Below are 13,286 nucleotides of genomic sequence, written 5' to 3' on the forward strand. Positions count from 1 at the left end.
GCCGGATCGGGCCGCGCAGCATCCGCTAACACCCCCGCCAGATCTTCGCCGGCGCGCCATCCTTCGCGCCGCGCCGCGAGGCGGTGCACGGGGCGGGGCGGAAGCGCTTGGAGTAGCACAGGCGGATTTCCCCGAGCCAGCCGCGCGGGCCCAGGTGGACGCCCACGGCGCTCTCGGGCCATTCGGGATTGGCATCGACAAAGGCGGCACGGATGCGGCCCGCGGTCAGGCCCTCCTCGCGCGCGATGCGGTCGTAATCGGGCAGGCGCACGCCTTCGAACAGGATGCGCGTCACCTTCAGGTAAGCGCCGGGATCGGAAACCATGCAGCTGCCATGCTTGGCCCAGGCGCGCGCGACGAGGCGTTCGGCGGGCATCATGCACATCGCCGAGCGGACCTGCGCCGGGGTAAGCGCTTTCCTCGCCCCGCACCACTGGGGATAGCCCTTCGCCCCTTCGGGCCACAGACCGTGGACGACCAGCCCGAAGCTGCCGCTGTGCCCGCCGCATTGCATGGCTTGCGCGCGGTCCTCGGCGCGGGTGCGGCAGAACTCGGGGCTCCAGCTCAAGGCGAGCGTGTAGCCGGTGACGGCCATGGAGCGCGGCGCGCCGTCCGGGGTGACGCGCGGGACGGCGACGACCTCGGGCAAGCGGCACTGGTAGGCCTGTGCGCTCGCCAGCGATGGCGCGGCCAGCGCGAGGGCCGCAAGCAGGCTATTCGAACACCGCATGGCCATCCTCCTCTCTGCGCGCGAACCAGCGGGCGGCCCCCGGCGTCAGCAGGCTCGCCATCGCCACCGCGACCAGCACCGCGCCGACCAGCGCCGCCGGATCGAGGAAGGCAAGCCGCAGCGCGCCGAAGCCGAGCACCAGCCAACGCGCAAAGGGCGCGGCGAAAAGGTATATCCACGCAAGCGGGATCAGCGCGATGGTGAACTCGGCAGACAGGGTGACGATGGTCCAGTCGCGGTCCCATGCAAACCATGGCGCATGGGCGGCAAACACCGCCTGCGCGAGCGTCAGATCGCCAAGCCCGCGCACCAGCCGCAGCAGCGCCGCGGCAAGGAAGGCGGCGGCAAAGACGCGGATTGCCAGCGGTCGTGGCCCCCTCGCCAGCATCACAGCGGCTTGAAATCCAGGCCTATGTCTGCGGCGGGCGCGCTTTGCGTCAACCGGCCGACCGAGATGAAATCCACGCCCGAAGCCGCCTTGGCGGCGATGGTCTGGAGGTTGACGCCCCCGCTCGCCTCGGTCGGCACCCTGCCTGCGACCAGCGCGACCGCCTCGGCAAGGGTGGCGGGGTCCATGTTGTCGAGCAGCAGGTGATGGGCGCCGGCCTGCAATGCAGGTTCGATCTGGTCGAGCCGGTCGACCTCGCAGATGATTTTTTCGACCCCCGCCGCGCGCGCCCGGCGCACCGCTTCGCCGACGCTCCCGGCGACCGCGACGTGGTTGTCCTTGATCATCGCCGCATCCCACAGCCCCATCCGGTGGTTCTGCGCGCCCCCCTGGCGGGTGGCGTATTTCTCGAGGAAGCGGAGGCCGGGGATGGTCTTGCGGGTGTCCAGAAGCGTGCAAGTCGCGCTGCCCTCACGCATCGCGCCGACATAGGCGCAGGTCAGGGTGGCGATGCCCGAGAGGTGCTGGACGATGTTGAGCGCGGAGCGCTCCGCCGTCAGCAGCGCCCGCGCGCGGCCCTCGATGCGCATCAGGTCGGTGCCCGAGGCCACCTGATCGCCGTCCGCGACCAGCGCTTCGATGCGGCACTCGGGATCAAGATGCCGGAAGAAGGCCTTGGCCAGCGGCAGCCCCGCGACGGTGATGGCATCGCGGCTGTCCATGACGCCGGAGAAGCGCGCCTCGGCAGGGATGACGCTTTCGCTCGTCACGTCGCGCCCTCCGCCGGGCAGGCCCTCGCCGAGGTCCTCGGCAAGCGTTGCGCGGATGAACTTGGGCAAGTCAAAGCCGGGGAGGGTGAAGGCGATCATGCCCCTCCCTACCCCTTGCCGTCACGCCAAGTCGAGAGGGGGTTGGGGTTCACACAAAGACACAAAGACACAAAAAGGGCGTTCCACGCGGCGAAGCCGCGCTCCTTTTCGGATGCCTGCCCCATCAAGCGGCCCTTGCGGGCCGGGCGGGACATCTTTGTGCCTTTGTGCCTTTGTGTGAGACCATCAATGCACGAAGCGGGCGACCACGTCGCGGTAGCTCCGCGACACCTTCACCTCCGCGCCCGAATCCAGCACCAGGAAGCATTCGCCGTTGGTGTAGGGTTTCACCTGCCGCACCAGATCGAGGTTGACGATCGTGCTGCGGTGCACGCGCTGGAACTTGCGCGGATCGAGGCGGCGTTCGAGGTCCTTCATCGTCTCGCGCAGCACCAGCGAATTGTCGCCGGTCGAGATGATCATGTAATCGCCAGCCGCTTCGATGTGTTCGATCGTATCGACCTCCACGCGAAAAATCTGGCCGCGGTCCTTGACGTTGATGAGCTTCTCGAAGCGGTCCGCGCTTTCTGTCGCGGGCGCTGCGGTTTCGACGAAATCCGCCGCGCGTTCGGGGGCGATTTCGCTGAGCACCTCAAGCAATTGCCCCGCATCCTCCGACGACTTCTTCTCGGCCAGGCGCTGGCGCACGCGTTCGATGGTGTCGGCGAGCTTCTGTTCGTCGACCGGCTTCATCAGGTAGTTGACGGCGTTCGCCTCGAAGGCGCGGATCGCGTGTTCTTCATAAGCCGTGACGAAGACGAACAGCGGGGGTTCGATCTCCATCACGCCCTTGACGACGGAAAAGCCGTCGAAGCCGGGCATCTGGATGTCGAGGAAGACGAGATCGGGCTTCTCGGTCTTGATCTTGCGGATCGCTTCGCGGCCATTGGCGCAGGTGTCGATGATCTCGACGTCCTCGAACGGCTGGAGCCGCAGCTGGAGGCCCTGGATGGCGAGCTTCTCGTCGTCGACGAGGATGGTTCTGATGGTCATGCGGTTGTTCCGATGGTTTTAGGGGGGTTGAGGGGGACGATATTGTCGCTCCCGCCCGCGGGGCTCCCGATTCTTGGCCCGGTCTCTGGCGTGGCGGGTGCTGCCACTTCCCCGGCTCTGTCGGCGCGGGTGAAGGGGATCTCGATCAGCACGGTGAAGCCGCCCCCAGCTTCGGATCTCGTTTCGAACAGGTGGTTGTCGCCATAGGCCTGTGCAAGGCGATTGCGGATATTGGCAAGGCCGACGCCGGTGGAGACCGGACGGCCGGGCACCGGCGCCGCCGCCGGATCGCCCCAGGGCGCGGGACGCGTGTCGTCCGCCCCCGGGCCCGTGTCCTCGACCGTCAGGCGCAGCCGCTCGCCCACCACCCGCGCGGTGAGCGCGATGCGCGCGCCTTCCTCCTGCGGGCTGACGGCGTATTTGATGGCGTTCTCGACCAGCGGTTGCAGCAGCATGGCGGGCAGCTGCGCAGGCAGAGCGGCATCCTCGATCTCGAAATGGGTGCGCAGGCGTTCCTCGAAGCGCATCCGTTCGATGTCGAGATAGAGCTGGAGCGTCTCGATCTCCTGCGCGAGCGTCACCTGGCTGCCGGGCTCGGCGATGAGCGTATGGCGCAGGAAGCCCGAAAGGCGCGTGAGCATCGCATTGGCGGGCTCGGTCTGCTTCAGGAGCACCAGCGTGCTGATCGAATTGAGGGTGTTGAACAGGAAGTGCGGGTTGAGCTGGTAGCGCAGCATCGCAAGCTGCGCAGCGGTGGCCTGCGCCTCCAGCCGCTCCAGCCGGTCGGCCTGCTGTTCGACGGTGAGGAAGAAATTGATCGCGTAATAGAGCGCGCTCCACCCGCCAAGCAGGGTGAGGGGGAGATAGAGGAGGCCGATCAACCTTTGCGCAAAGGTCGTTTCGCGCGCCGCGGCGTAATAGACGCCCTGCACCCAGGCATCGATCGAGGCATGGAACAGCACCGCAAAGAACAGCACGACCGCGGTCACCCCCCATGTCACCAGCGGCTGCTGCTGGATCAGCTGGCGATAGATCACCGACAGGATCAGGCTGATCGAAAAGCCGGTGACGGTCGTCACCAGAATCAGCGCGAGGATATCGAAAGGCTGCTGGTTGGCGAGCGCGGAGACCGCGCGCAGCAGGAACGCCGCGCCCCAGCCTGCCAGCTGGAGGTTCCAGAACGCCCGGTTCTTGCTTGCGAAGAACGGCGCTGCCTGGATCTGGAGCACTGCCATAATGATGCCGGTCTAACTCATTTCGTCGCACAGGGCACTGCTAATCGCCCGCGCCGCCCCGGGTGTGCCACGTTTCAACGCGCGCGCCGGGGCGCAAGCCCGGCCCGCGGGGGCCGCAAGGCCACGCGGCCGAGCCGCAGGTCGGGGCGCCCGCAAGCAGCCAAGCGGGAGGGCAACAGGGACCCGCCGAGGACCGCGCCGCACAAGGCGGCGTCGCCTCACAAGGCCAGGTCGATCTCGCGGCGGAAATGCGCTGCCCAGTCGGCGCGGCCTTCGGCGGCCAAGACGGCGCGCACCAGCGGGACCTCGGCGGCCATGTTCTCGGCGCGCTCGTCCCAGCCATCGTGGGTGCGGCGCAGCCTGATGCCGCCGTCGTTTTGCTTGCCCCATTGCCGCATGAAGGCGGCGCCCGCGGCCGGATCATAGCCCGCATTGGCGAGCAACCATGGGACCAGCCGGTCGGCCTCGCGCTCGATCCGGCGCACGTTGCCAGGCTTGCGTCCATTGCGGTCGAGCCAGGCGTCGTGACCGAGCACATTATGCGCCAGCTCGTGCGCGACCAGCGCGGTGAAGACCGCCTCGGCATAGCCGTAGGCCGGCGAATCGATGCCGAAGATCACCCGCGTCCCGTTGGCAAAGGCGCGGTGCTCGCCGGCGTAGAGATCGAAGCGCGTGGCGCAGACCTCGACCGGGGTGATCCGCGCTTGGGTGCCATCGGCGAAGGTGATGGCGATGCCGCCGTGCTCGGCGAGCATGGCGTCGATATGTTCATGCGCGCGGGTGGTGCGCTCCCATGCCATGGGCGGGGCGGCGGGCCAGTCGTTGGGGTCGGAATTCCCGAGCCGCACGATCTCGCGGTTGCGGGTGAAGGCCCCCGAGAGCGCGGCGGGGGAGCCTGCCGCTGCGGCATTGACCGCAAAATCGCGCGTCAGCCCCAGCGCCTTGCGGGCGACATCGGGGCCGCCATAGCTCGCCATATCCTGCACTTGCAGACCGATGGCAGGGATCACCTGCGCGCAGAAGGGCGCATTGGCGCGGGCGAGCCGCCACCCGGCGTCCTGCAAGCGCTGGTTGGCATCCTGATAGCGGGCGATCGCCGCGCGCTCTGCGGCGTAATCGACGGGTGCCGGTTCGGCGGGCGGCGCCGCGAGCAGTGCGGCGAGCAGGACGGCGCGCAACACCCGGCTTCCTCAGCCCGCCTTTTGGGCGGCGGCGAGCGCTTCCTTGAGCTTCTCGTAGCCCACCGCCCCGCCGATCGGTGTCTTGCCCGCGATCCATGCCGGCGTGCCGGTGAAGCCCAGCGCGCGCGCCTGTTCGAGGTTCTTCGCGATCTCGTTCGTCACCGCTTCCGAGGCCGCATCGCGCCGGGCCTGCGCCATGTCGAGCCCGGCTGCCTTGGCCGCCGCCTCGATGTCGTTCATCTTGAACATCGCATCGTGGAAGGCGGGATACTTGCCCTGGATGCCCGCCGCCAGCGCCATGCGCGAGGCCGCGTCCGAGCCCTCGAAGATCGGCCATTCGCGGATCACGACCTTGAGGTCCGGGTCCTCGGCCACCAGCCGGTTCACGTCCTTGAGGCTCGCCTCGCAATAGGGGCACTGGTAATCAGTGAACTCGACCAGCACGCGCTTGCCTTCGTGATTGCCGAGCACGACGCCGGGGAACTCCTCGAACACGGCCCCGCCCATCTTGGCGAGCCGCTCGGCCGCTTCCTGCTCCTCGAGGGCGAGGGCCATCTCCCGCAGAAGCTGGGGGTTATCGAGGAGGAAGCTGCGGGTGCGGTTGTCGGCAAGACCCGCGCCCGACCACGCCGCCGCGCCCAGAAAGCCGAAGGTCAGCGCCAGAAGCGCGGTCAGCAGCGTGCTGCGCAAGGTATTGGGGGCGTCGGTGGACATGATGGCCTTCGTGATAGCGGGCGGATCGCGGTCCGCCTAGCGCCGCTTCTTCACGCGTTCCAGTTCGGCGCGCGCTTCAAGCGCCACATCCTGCGCGCGGATCCAGTCGGGCGAGCCATAGGGCAGGTTCGCCTCGGCCGCGACCGCATTGGCGAGCGCTTCGGGATAGAGGCGGTTCATCACCTGCTGTTCCGCACTCGCCAGCCGCGCGCGCGGGATATCGCCGCGCGCTTCGTAGACGACACCAAGCTGGTACCAGGCGAAGGGATTGTAGCGGTCCTTCTGCACAGAGGCGCGCAGCACGCTTTCCGCCTCGGCGAAATTGGCCGGGTCCTCGGTGGCGATCAGCGCGTGGCCGAGGAGCCCCGCGATCAGCGGATGCGCCAGCGTCAGGTCGGTCGCCCGGCGCAGGGGGTCAAGCACTTCACCCGGTCGGCCGCTCTCGAGCAGCACCTGGCCCTTGAGCTCGAGAAACCACGGATTGTCGGGCTCGGCCGCCAGCAGCGCGTCGGTCTCGGCAATCGCCAGGTCGATGCGCGCGTCCTTGTGATAGGCATAGGCGCGGGCATAGCGGGCAGGGACAGCAGTGTCGGAGGGCGGATAGGCGGCGAGCGTGCGCGGCGGCTCGGACAGGAAGCCGTAAAGCTTGGCCTTGGCGCGCACGAAGCGTTCCTGGAGATCGGGATCAGGCGGGGCGTTCCACGCCGGGTCCTTGTCGAGCAGCCCGCGCAGCACCTGGATCCGGTCGCCGGTCAGCGGGTGGGTGCGCGAATAGGCGGCTTCGTCGGCCTGGCTGTAGCCCGAACGGATCTCGTTGCCGCGCAGCTTCTCGAAGAAGGCGATCATGCCCTTGCCCGAGATCCCCGCGCCCGAAAGGTAGCGCACGCCGGCAAGGTCGGTCGCGGCTTCCTGGTCGCGGTTGAAGGACAGGAAGCTGCCGAGCGCGGCCTGCTGTCCGGCGGCAAGGATGCCGAGGCCCGCATCCCCTGCGCCGGCCAGCACCGCGCCCACGCCGAGCAGCAGCGAGAGGATCGAGATGCCGTTGGCCGCCTTGGTGCGTTCCTCTAAGCGCACCGCGTGGCCGGCGGTGATATGGCCAAGTTCGTGCGCGAGCACGCCTTGCACCTCGCCCGCGGTATCGGCGGCGCCGATCAGCCCCGAATGGACATAGATCGCCTGCCCGCCGGCCACGAAGGCGTTGATCGAGCCGTCATTAATGAGCACGACCTCGACATTGCCGGGTTCGAGCTCGCTCGCCTCGACGATCGGCGCGAGCATGTCCTTCAGCAGTTGTTCGGTCTCGGCATCGCGCAGGATCGACTGCGCCGAAGCCGGATGCGCGGCGAACAGGAGGCTCGCCAGAATGGCGAGGCAATAGGCCAAGGGGTTGTTGCGCGGGCGCATTGCCGCAATCCTAGAAGGTTGGCGGCTGAACGCAATCTTAAGCGGAGCTGCCTTCGGGTGCGCAGACCGCGGGTCGGGGAGGCCCGATCGCCTTAGCCCACCAGCTTCCGTGCCGCGCGTTCGATCAGCGCGACATTCTCGGGAATCTCGCCGAGGATTTCCGCGCAGCCGATCTCGTCCCGGCGGATCAGCGCGAGGGCGAATTCGCTGGCACCGCCGTCGAGCTCTTCGAGGCTGATCGCCTCCAGCGCGCGCAGTGCCTGGGCGAGCGCCTCGCGCACCGCAGCGTGATCCTCGATGGCCGGCTTGCCCTGCTCCTCGCGGCGCAACCGGCGTTCGGCCTTGACGATCGCCTTCACCCCGCCCTCGGTCCCGGCGAGGTAGCCCGCAAGGCTCCCGCGCTCGAGCTGCAAGCGGTGGGCATGGGTCAGGACCGCGGCATATTCGGTGAGCCGGGTCTTGTCGTAATCATGGCCGAAGACGAGCTTGACCACCGGGGTCATCGGCGCGCGCTCCTGCACGGTCAGCCCGGCATCGGCGATGAGGTCGGCATAGTCTTCGGGCGCATCCAGCGCGGCGAGGCTGAAGTCGTAGGCGCGGCTGACCGCGGCATAGAGCGCGGAGCGGCTGCGGTCCTCGGTGCTGTCGGCAGCGCGGGCGAGTTCGCGCGCGGCGGCGAGGCAATCATAGAGGCCCGCGTCCCCGGACAGGGCGTCGGCAAAAGCGGCGAAATCGTCTGCATCGTCTTCATCGACCCCGGCGATTTCGGGCGCCTGGTCGAAGACGGGCTCGGCAACCGGCGCCGGAACGGGCGCGGGCACGGGCACGGGCACCGGCGCGGCTTCTGGTTCGGGCGCAAAGCCGTAATCGGGCGCGTAATCGGGCGCATAGTCGGATTCAGGCGCCTCTTCGGCATAGGGGAGCGGCTCGATCCCGGTGAGGTCGATCGCCTTCTTGGCCGGGGCCTCGATGTAATCGGCCAGCGAGGCGAAGTTGTAGCCGGCGTCCTCACCCTCGCCTTCGTCCTCGTCATACTCCTCGTCGGGATCGTCGAGCGCGTATTGGCTGAAATCGGGCAGGACGATACCGGCATCGGGCACGGCGACGTCCGGTTCGTCTTCATGGGCGGGCGAATCCGCCCAGTCGGTGACCGGGTCGGCAGCGCGCGCGGCCGGTTCGGGCGCGCCGTGCTGTTCGGGCGCAAGCTCGGTGCCGAGCTCGAGCGCCTGGTCGATTTCGACCAGCAGCTCGTCGGCGGTCAGCTGGTCGGCCATTTCCTTCCAGTTGATGACGCCGTAGATGAAATCGATCGTCTCGTCGTTGCTCGAGAAGGGCAGCAGGATCCCGCGATAGAGGATCGCGGTCCCGGCGTGGTTCACGAACTCCGCCTCGAAGCCGATCGGCGCCTGGTTGGCGAGAATCTGCATGTAGTGATCGGTAATGCGGCTCAGCAGCGAGCGCGGCGGCACGTCCGAAAGGTGGGTGATGACCACCCCGTTCGCGCTGCATTCTTCGGACAGCTTCGCGCCCAGAAACCGCACCACCGGATTGTCGATCCCGAAGGAGAAGTCGAGCAGCACCGAATGCGGGCCGAAATCGGGGAGGCTGGCGGGATCGAGGTCGTCGATATTGGGGAACATCCGCTCGCCCAAGAGGCTCGCCCAGTGGTTGTAGGCGCGCACCTGCATGCGGCGCTCGTCCTGGCCGATGGCGTGCGGCGGAAGGTCGCGCGAAGCGGCCGGCTCGAGGCCTTCGTCCTCGCCTTCCTCCCAGCCGCGATCCGCGGACGAATCGGAACCGAAGGTGCCGCGCAGAGTGTCCATGGCTGTAAATCCGCCCCTTGGTGAACCTGTGTCGGCCCGTTCTGGCGCGGCGTGGTAAAGATCGCGTTAAGGGGGCGGGGAGTCTTTGTTTGCGGTCTCGCTGGCGCGAAACGCAGACACCGAAGGTGGCTCTTACAAAAAATACCGCATCTTGATCGTGACCCGCTGCGTGCCCTCGCCGATCTGGAGGACCGCGTCGGTGAACTTGGGCGGGGCCATCTTGACCGGGGCATCGCGCGAGAAGCCGTAGCCTTCCTTGGGCATCATCCCCATCGCGCGGTCGGCCTTGCCGTTGTTGTTCTCGTCATGCAGCAGCGCGATCCCGTAGGCGCCCGGCTTCACCCCAGTGAAACGGATTTCCCTGGTGGTGGCGGGCACCACGGTGCGATGCGCCGCGGGATCGTTGACGCATTTGGGGAAGATGTCCTTGCGCGTCGTCATGCAGGCGCGGATCACGCCCTTGGTGGAGCGCACCTCGGTGACGGTGATCACCACCTCGCCCGCCTGCGCAGGCGCGGCCGCGGCCAGCCCCGCCGCAAATCCCGCCACCACCAGCGCGCGCGCCGCGTTCATGCCGGAGCGCCCCTTGCGTGCCCCGCCTCTGCGACGATCCGCTTCGAGAGCCCCTTGTCGGTCCCGCACAGCCGGTCCCAGACCCGGAAATAGAGCCCGTAATTGCATCTGTATTCCTCGTGATGGCGCTCGTGATGGCTGGCGGTTATCAGCCAGTCTCCCAACGCCGAGTGAACAAGCCAGCGCGGGAACATCTCCCAGCCCATGTGATTGGTGACCCCCATCACCGTCGCGATCGTCAGCACCAGGGCGAGCATCGCGATGTGGATCGGCACAAGAAAGACCAGCACCGGCACCACCACCGCGCCGGTCACCGCCTCTACCGGGTGAAAGCTCATCGCGGTCCATGCCGTGGGCGGCTTGCTGTCGTGGTGGACGGCGTGGGCGATCCGGAACCACTTGGGACGGTGCATGAAGCGATGGCTCCAGTAGAAGCAGGTGTCCTGGACGAAGAGATAGATCAGCACCGAAAGCGGGTGGTACCACAGCGGCAGGGCCGCCCAGTCGGCGGTCATCAGGCTCCAGCCATGATGCTTCCACCCCCACAGCACGACCCCCGCCGGCGTCCCGTAAATCGCCGCCGAGAGGAGCGACCAGCGCACTTCCCGGGTGATCTGCGCGCGCTTGCCTGCATAGAGCCCGGGCCGCATCCGCGCGGTGGCGACGGCGAACAGCCCGCTCGTCAGCACATAGCGCAGCGCCACGATCAGCGTCACGGCGAGGCTGACAATCAGCAGCGCGAGCGGGACGGGGGTGTCGGCAGGGAGCATTGCGCCTCCGGCTATGCCGCAATTCGCGGGCCCGCGACAGGGCTAACTCAGCCGTGTGCGTCCAGAGCCGTCGCGAGCGGGTCGATCAGCGCCATGTGCCGGCGCAGCGCGGTGCGCGCGAGATGTTCGACCTGCGCCTTGCGCCGGGCGGCGGCGAGCGGCTCCAAGGCGGCGGGGCGCAGGATTTCGGCATCATAGCCATCGGCGACGATCACCCCGCAGGTGGCAGGGCGATAGGCCTCGCTCTCGAGCGGCGCGCGGTCGAGTGCCGGGGGCAGGCCCCAGTAGAAGCGGTCGCAGAAGTCGAGATAATCGGGCCACTTGGCATCGCCCAAGAGGTCCGCGCGCGCGACCTTGATCTCGACGATCACGACGAGGCCCTTGGCATCGATCCCCATCAGATCGGCGCGCCGCCCGTTCTTGAGCGGCACTTCGGCGAGGCACCAGATATCATTGCGCGCAAACAGCCGACCGATCCCGCGCGCGACATCGCCGGCCGCGAGTGCGGGCGAATCAGGGGCGATGATCTCTGGAGCGCCGGACATGGCCCAGCGTTGGAACGAAAGCGGAACGGCGTCAAGCCCGGCAATCAGGCCGGTTCGGTCGCCGGGGTCTCGAGCACGCGCACCATCGCGGCGCGCGCGGCGTGGAACTCGCGCCACAGCACCAGCGCCGGCGCAGAGGTATCCTGCCCGCGGCGGATGAGGGTGCCAAGGGCAGCCAGCCCGCTGTCGAGCATCGCGGCGCAATCGGCAGCGGTCCGGGCGACCAGCGCGCGCTGCCAGGGCGCGGCGCGGACGATCACCGCGCCAAGCTCGCCGCCGATTTCGACCGGCTCGGGCGCCAGCCGCGCCAGCAGAGCGAGCCTTGCCGCTTGCCCGTGGAGCGCCACCAGCGCCTCGGCGAGAGCCTCGGCCAGCACCTCGGGCGCCGCCGCGTCGGGGACGGGGGCGTGGGGGAGAATCGGCTCGGGCGGAAGCGTTGCCATGGGGGCAGAGCCTATGGGCGCATGCTTGCCGAATGGTTAAGCCGGCATCCCGCCATTCCCGCGAGGCGCGCGGCGCCCACAATTGTCTGGCGCCGCCCCCCGCCTCTTGCTAAGCGGCCGCCCGCGCGCAACAATGCGTCCCGCATGGCGACCCATGCACCCGTAGCTCAGCTGGATAGAGCGCTGCCCTCCGAAGGCAGAGGTCACAGGTTCGAATCCTGTCGGGTGCGCCACATTTTTGCAATAGAAACAATCATCTGCGAGTTTAACAAAAACTCGAATGGTCCCATTTTGTCCATTTTTGCCATTGACAAAACGTTGACAAAAAACGGTGTCCAAGACCATCTCTCTGATATACCTGATGAAGGTGTCTTGGAGACTGCCGTATGTCCAAATACGCAGATCAGGTTGATGTCAGAGGCGATGGTCGGGTCGTCATCTACAAACGTGCCGACCTGAAGAACCCCAAGTGGCAGGTCCGAATCCGAGTCCCCAACGCCACGGGGTACAAGATCGTCAGTGCAAAGACTGAGGATCGACGGGAGGCAGAGCGATTTGCCCTCGACCTCTATGAAGACCTCTACCTTCACGTGAAATCAGGCGGGTCGATCCAGTCTCGGACCTTCAAGCAGGTCTTCGAGGAGTGGAAGAAGACCGTCACCACGATGGGGCATACTCGGCAGGGTGGATCGTGGGATGCGACCATCGATCGGATCGAGACCTACGCCGTGAAGTTTTTCGGACCGATGAAGATCGATACCATCGGTCCCAAGGAGTTTGCGGACTTCTGGGTCTGGCGGAAGTCCAACTACAATCGGTCTCGACCGTCCAACGGAACACTGCGACGGGAACGGACCAGTATCCTACCTGTGTTCAAATTCGCCGTGACCCGAGGGTACCTCCAATCGGTGCCCGAGACTGATCCGCCCAAGGCAACACTGGAACGGCGACCCACCTTCACACAGGATGAGTGGCGGAAGATCTACACCAAGGCACGGGACTGGGTGAAGGCGGGCGAATCCCTCGCCACGTGGCGTCAGAGATTTATGACCCAACAGTATGTGCTGGTCCTTGCCAACACGGGTCTGCGAGTTGGTGAGCTCCGAGGGTTGCGTTGGAGTGATCTGCGGACCGTACAGACCACTGACGGGACACGTCTCGTTGCCGAGGTTCGTGGCAAGACTGGCGTTCGAGAGGTCGTGTTTCAGGACGGTGCCGAGAACTACATCAAGCGGATTTACGACCTGCGCCTCGAAGAGCTTGGTGCTTCTCCATCAGACGATGAGGTGATCTTCTGTCACAAGGACGGCAAACCTGTTCACACAATGAAGACCGCCTTCTACTCGCTGCTCAAGTTTGCGGGAGTGCCCATCGAGCGCAATGGTGGGTCACGGACGATCTACTCGCTAAGGCACTTCTACGCCACGATGCGCCTATCGCACGACACCAGTCCGTTCCTCCTGGCGAAGCAGATGGGGACCTCGGTCGAGATGTTGGAAAAGTTCTACGGGCAGACCGTGTCGTCCGAACTAGCGGCGCAGATCACCAAGGCAAATAGGACCAAGGGGTCAGGCAAGGCGGCGGGTGTGTACCCGTTTGAGTGATCGTCTCGAGTCCC

14 protein-coding genes and 1 tRNA gene are annotated in these 13,286 nt (G+C 66.9%); 2 read left to right on the plus strand and 13 right to left on the minus strand.

Annotated elements, in window-relative coordinates:
* Positions 1 to 25: 25 nt before the first annotated feature.
* The 13 genes from D620_RS0103725 to D620_RS15685 form a co-directional block, all read right to left on the minus strand.
* On the minus strand, positions 26 to 730 hold the full coding sequence (locus D620_RS0103725; protein ID WP_155799968.1) for a ribonuclease T2 family protein: 705 nt from the start codon (positions 728 to 730) through the stop codon (positions 26 to 28).
* Positions 714 to 1,118: a hypothetical protein gene (locus D620_RS0103730; RefSeq protein ID WP_017664450.1), complete on the minus strand. Its 405-nt coding sequence runs from the start codon at positions 1,116 to 1,118 to the stop codon at positions 714 to 716. The genes D620_RS0103725 and D620_RS0103730 overlap by 17 nt, the downstream gene beginning before the upstream one ends.
* Entirely contained in the window at positions 1,118 to 1,987 is an 870-nt protein-coding gene (gene nadC, locus D620_RS0103735; RefSeq protein ID WP_017664451.1) for a carboxylating nicotinate-nucleotide diphosphorylase, read from the minus strand. The genes D620_RS0103730 and nadC overlap by 1 nt, the downstream gene beginning before the upstream one ends.
* Positions 1,988 to 2,173: 186 nt before the next feature.
* Complete coding sequence (locus D620_RS0103740) at positions 2,174 to 2,980, minus strand: LytR/AlgR family response regulator transcription factor (RefSeq protein WP_017664452.1); 807 nt, start codon at positions 2,978 to 2,980, stop codon at positions 2,174 to 2,176.
* Entirely contained in the window at positions 2,977 to 4,215 is a 1,239-nt protein-coding gene (locus D620_RS0103745; protein WP_017664453.1) for a sensor histidine kinase, read from the minus strand. The genes D620_RS0103740 and D620_RS0103745 overlap by 4 nt, the downstream gene beginning before the upstream one ends.
* Positions 4,216 to 4,433: 218 nt before the next feature.
* Complete coding sequence (locus D620_RS0103750) at positions 4,434 to 5,396, minus strand: hypothetical protein (protein ID WP_017664454.1); 963 nt, start codon at positions 5,394 to 5,396, stop codon at positions 4,434 to 4,436.
* Between the two features lie 9 nt (positions 5,397 to 5,405).
* Entirely contained in the window at positions 5,406 to 6,110 is a 705-nt protein-coding gene (locus D620_RS0103755; protein ID WP_017664455.1) for a DsbA family protein, read from the minus strand.
* Between the two features lie 36 nt (positions 6,111 to 6,146).
* Positions 6,147 to 7,514 (minus strand): M48 family metalloprotease, encoded by a 1,368-nt coding sequence (locus D620_RS0103760; RefSeq protein WP_017664456.1) that lies wholly within the window; start codon positions 7,512 to 7,514, stop codon positions 6,147 to 6,149.
* A 92-nt stretch (positions 7,515 to 7,606) separates the two neighbouring features.
* Positions 7,607 to 9,337 carry a hypothetical protein gene (locus D620_RS0103765; protein WP_017664457.1) on the minus strand — a complete coding sequence of 577 codons (1,731 nt, stop codon included), beginning with the start codon at positions 9,335 to 9,337 and terminating at the stop codon, positions 7,607 to 7,609.
* A 132-nt stretch (positions 9,338 to 9,469) separates the two neighbouring features.
* Entirely contained in the window at positions 9,470 to 9,910 is a 441-nt protein-coding gene (locus D620_RS0103770; protein WP_017664458.1) for a DUF2141 domain-containing protein, read from the minus strand.
* Complete coding sequence (locus D620_RS0103775; protein ID WP_017664459.1) at positions 9,907 to 10,680, minus strand: sterol desaturase family protein; 774 nt, start codon at positions 10,678 to 10,680, stop codon at positions 9,907 to 9,909. The genes D620_RS0103770 and D620_RS0103775 overlap by 4 nt, the downstream gene beginning before the upstream one ends.
* Before the next feature lie 47 nt (positions 10,681 to 10,727).
* On the minus strand, positions 10,728 to 11,225 hold the full coding sequence (locus D620_RS0103780; RefSeq protein WP_017664460.1) for an MmcB family DNA repair protein: 498 nt from the start codon (positions 11,223 to 11,225) through the stop codon (positions 10,728 to 10,730).
* Between the two features lie 44 nt (positions 11,226 to 11,269).
* Complete coding sequence (locus D620_RS15685) at positions 11,270 to 11,668, minus strand: hypothetical protein (RefSeq protein ID WP_017664461.1); 399 nt, start codon at positions 11,666 to 11,668, stop codon at positions 11,270 to 11,272.
* A 156-nt stretch (positions 11,669 to 11,824) separates the two neighbouring features.
* Between D620_RS15685 and D620_RS0103790 the strand changes: the two genes are divergently transcribed.
* Together D620_RS0103790 and D620_RS0103795 are read left to right on the plus strand one after the other, a co-directional pair.
* Positions 11,825 to 11,901 (plus strand) — tRNA-Arg (locus tag D620_RS0103790).
* Positions 11,902 to 12,054: 153 nt separating this feature from the next.
* Positions 12,055 to 13,272, plus strand: a complete 1,218-nt coding sequence (locus D620_RS0103795) for a tyrosine-type recombinase/integrase (protein WP_017664462.1) — start codon at positions 12,055 to 12,057, stop codon at positions 13,270 to 13,272.
* The last annotated feature ends 14 nt before the right edge of the window (positions 13,273 to 13,286 follow it).

The sequence above is a fragment of the Porphyrobacter sp. AAP82 genome, from assembly GCF_000331285.1.
GTDB lineage: Bacteria > Pseudomonadota > Alphaproteobacteria > Sphingomonadales > Sphingomonadaceae > Erythrobacter.

What these genes read in the sequence shown, in the direction of transcription:
- D620_RS0103775 (WP_017664459.1), bottom strand. Translation starts at nt 10,680, where the DNA reads ATGCTCCCTGCCGACACCCCCGTCCCGCTCGCGCTGCTGATTGTCAGC.
- D620_RS0103745 (WP_017664453.1), bottom strand. Translation starts at nt 4,215, where the DNA reads ATGGCAGTGCTCCAGATCCAGGCAGCGCCGTTCTTCGCAAGCAAGAAC.
- D620_RS0103725 (WP_155799968.1), bottom strand. Translation starts at nt 730, where the DNA reads ATGCGGTGTTCGAATAGCCTGCTTGCGGCCCTCGCGCTGGCCGCGCCA.
- D620_RS0103765 (WP_017664457.1), bottom strand. Translation starts at nt 9,337, where the DNA reads ATGGACACTCTGCGCGGCACCTTCGGTTCCGATTCGTCCGCGGATCGC.
- D620_RS0103795 (WP_017664462.1), top strand. Translation starts at nt 12,055, where the DNA reads ATGTCCAAATACGCAGATCAGGTTGATGTCAGAGGCGATGGTCGGGTC.
- D620_RS0103755 (WP_017664455.1), bottom strand. Translation starts at nt 6,110, where the DNA reads ATGTCCACCGACGCCCCCAATACCTTGCGCAGCACGCTGCTGACCGCG.
- D620_RS0103740 (WP_017664452.1), bottom strand. Translation starts at nt 2,980, where the DNA reads ATGACCATCAGAACCATCCTCGTCGACGACGAGAAGCTCGCCATCCAG.
- D620_RS0103780 (WP_017664460.1), bottom strand. Translation starts at nt 11,225, where the DNA reads ATGTCCGGCGCTCCAGAGATCATCGCCCCTGATTCGCCCGCACTCGCG.
- nadC (WP_017664451.1), bottom strand. Translation starts at nt 1,987, where the DNA reads ATGATCGCCTTCACCCTCCCCGGCTTTGACTTGCCCAAGTTCATCCGC.
- D620_RS0103770 (WP_017664458.1), bottom strand. Translation starts at nt 9,910, where the DNA reads ATGAACGCGGCGCGCGCGCTGGTGGTGGCGGGATTTGCGGCGGGGCTG.
- D620_RS0103760 (WP_017664456.1), bottom strand. Translation starts at nt 7,514, where the DNA reads ATGCGCCCGCGCAACAACCCCTTGGCCTATTGCCTCGCCATTCTGGCG.
- D620_RS15685 (WP_017664461.1), bottom strand. Translation starts at nt 11,668, where the DNA reads ATGGCAACGCTTCCGCCCGAGCCGATTCTCCCCCACGCCCCCGTCCCC.
- D620_RS0103730 (WP_017664450.1), bottom strand. Translation starts at nt 1,118, where the DNA reads ATGCTGGCGAGGGGGCCACGACCGCTGGCAATCCGCGTCTTTGCCGCC.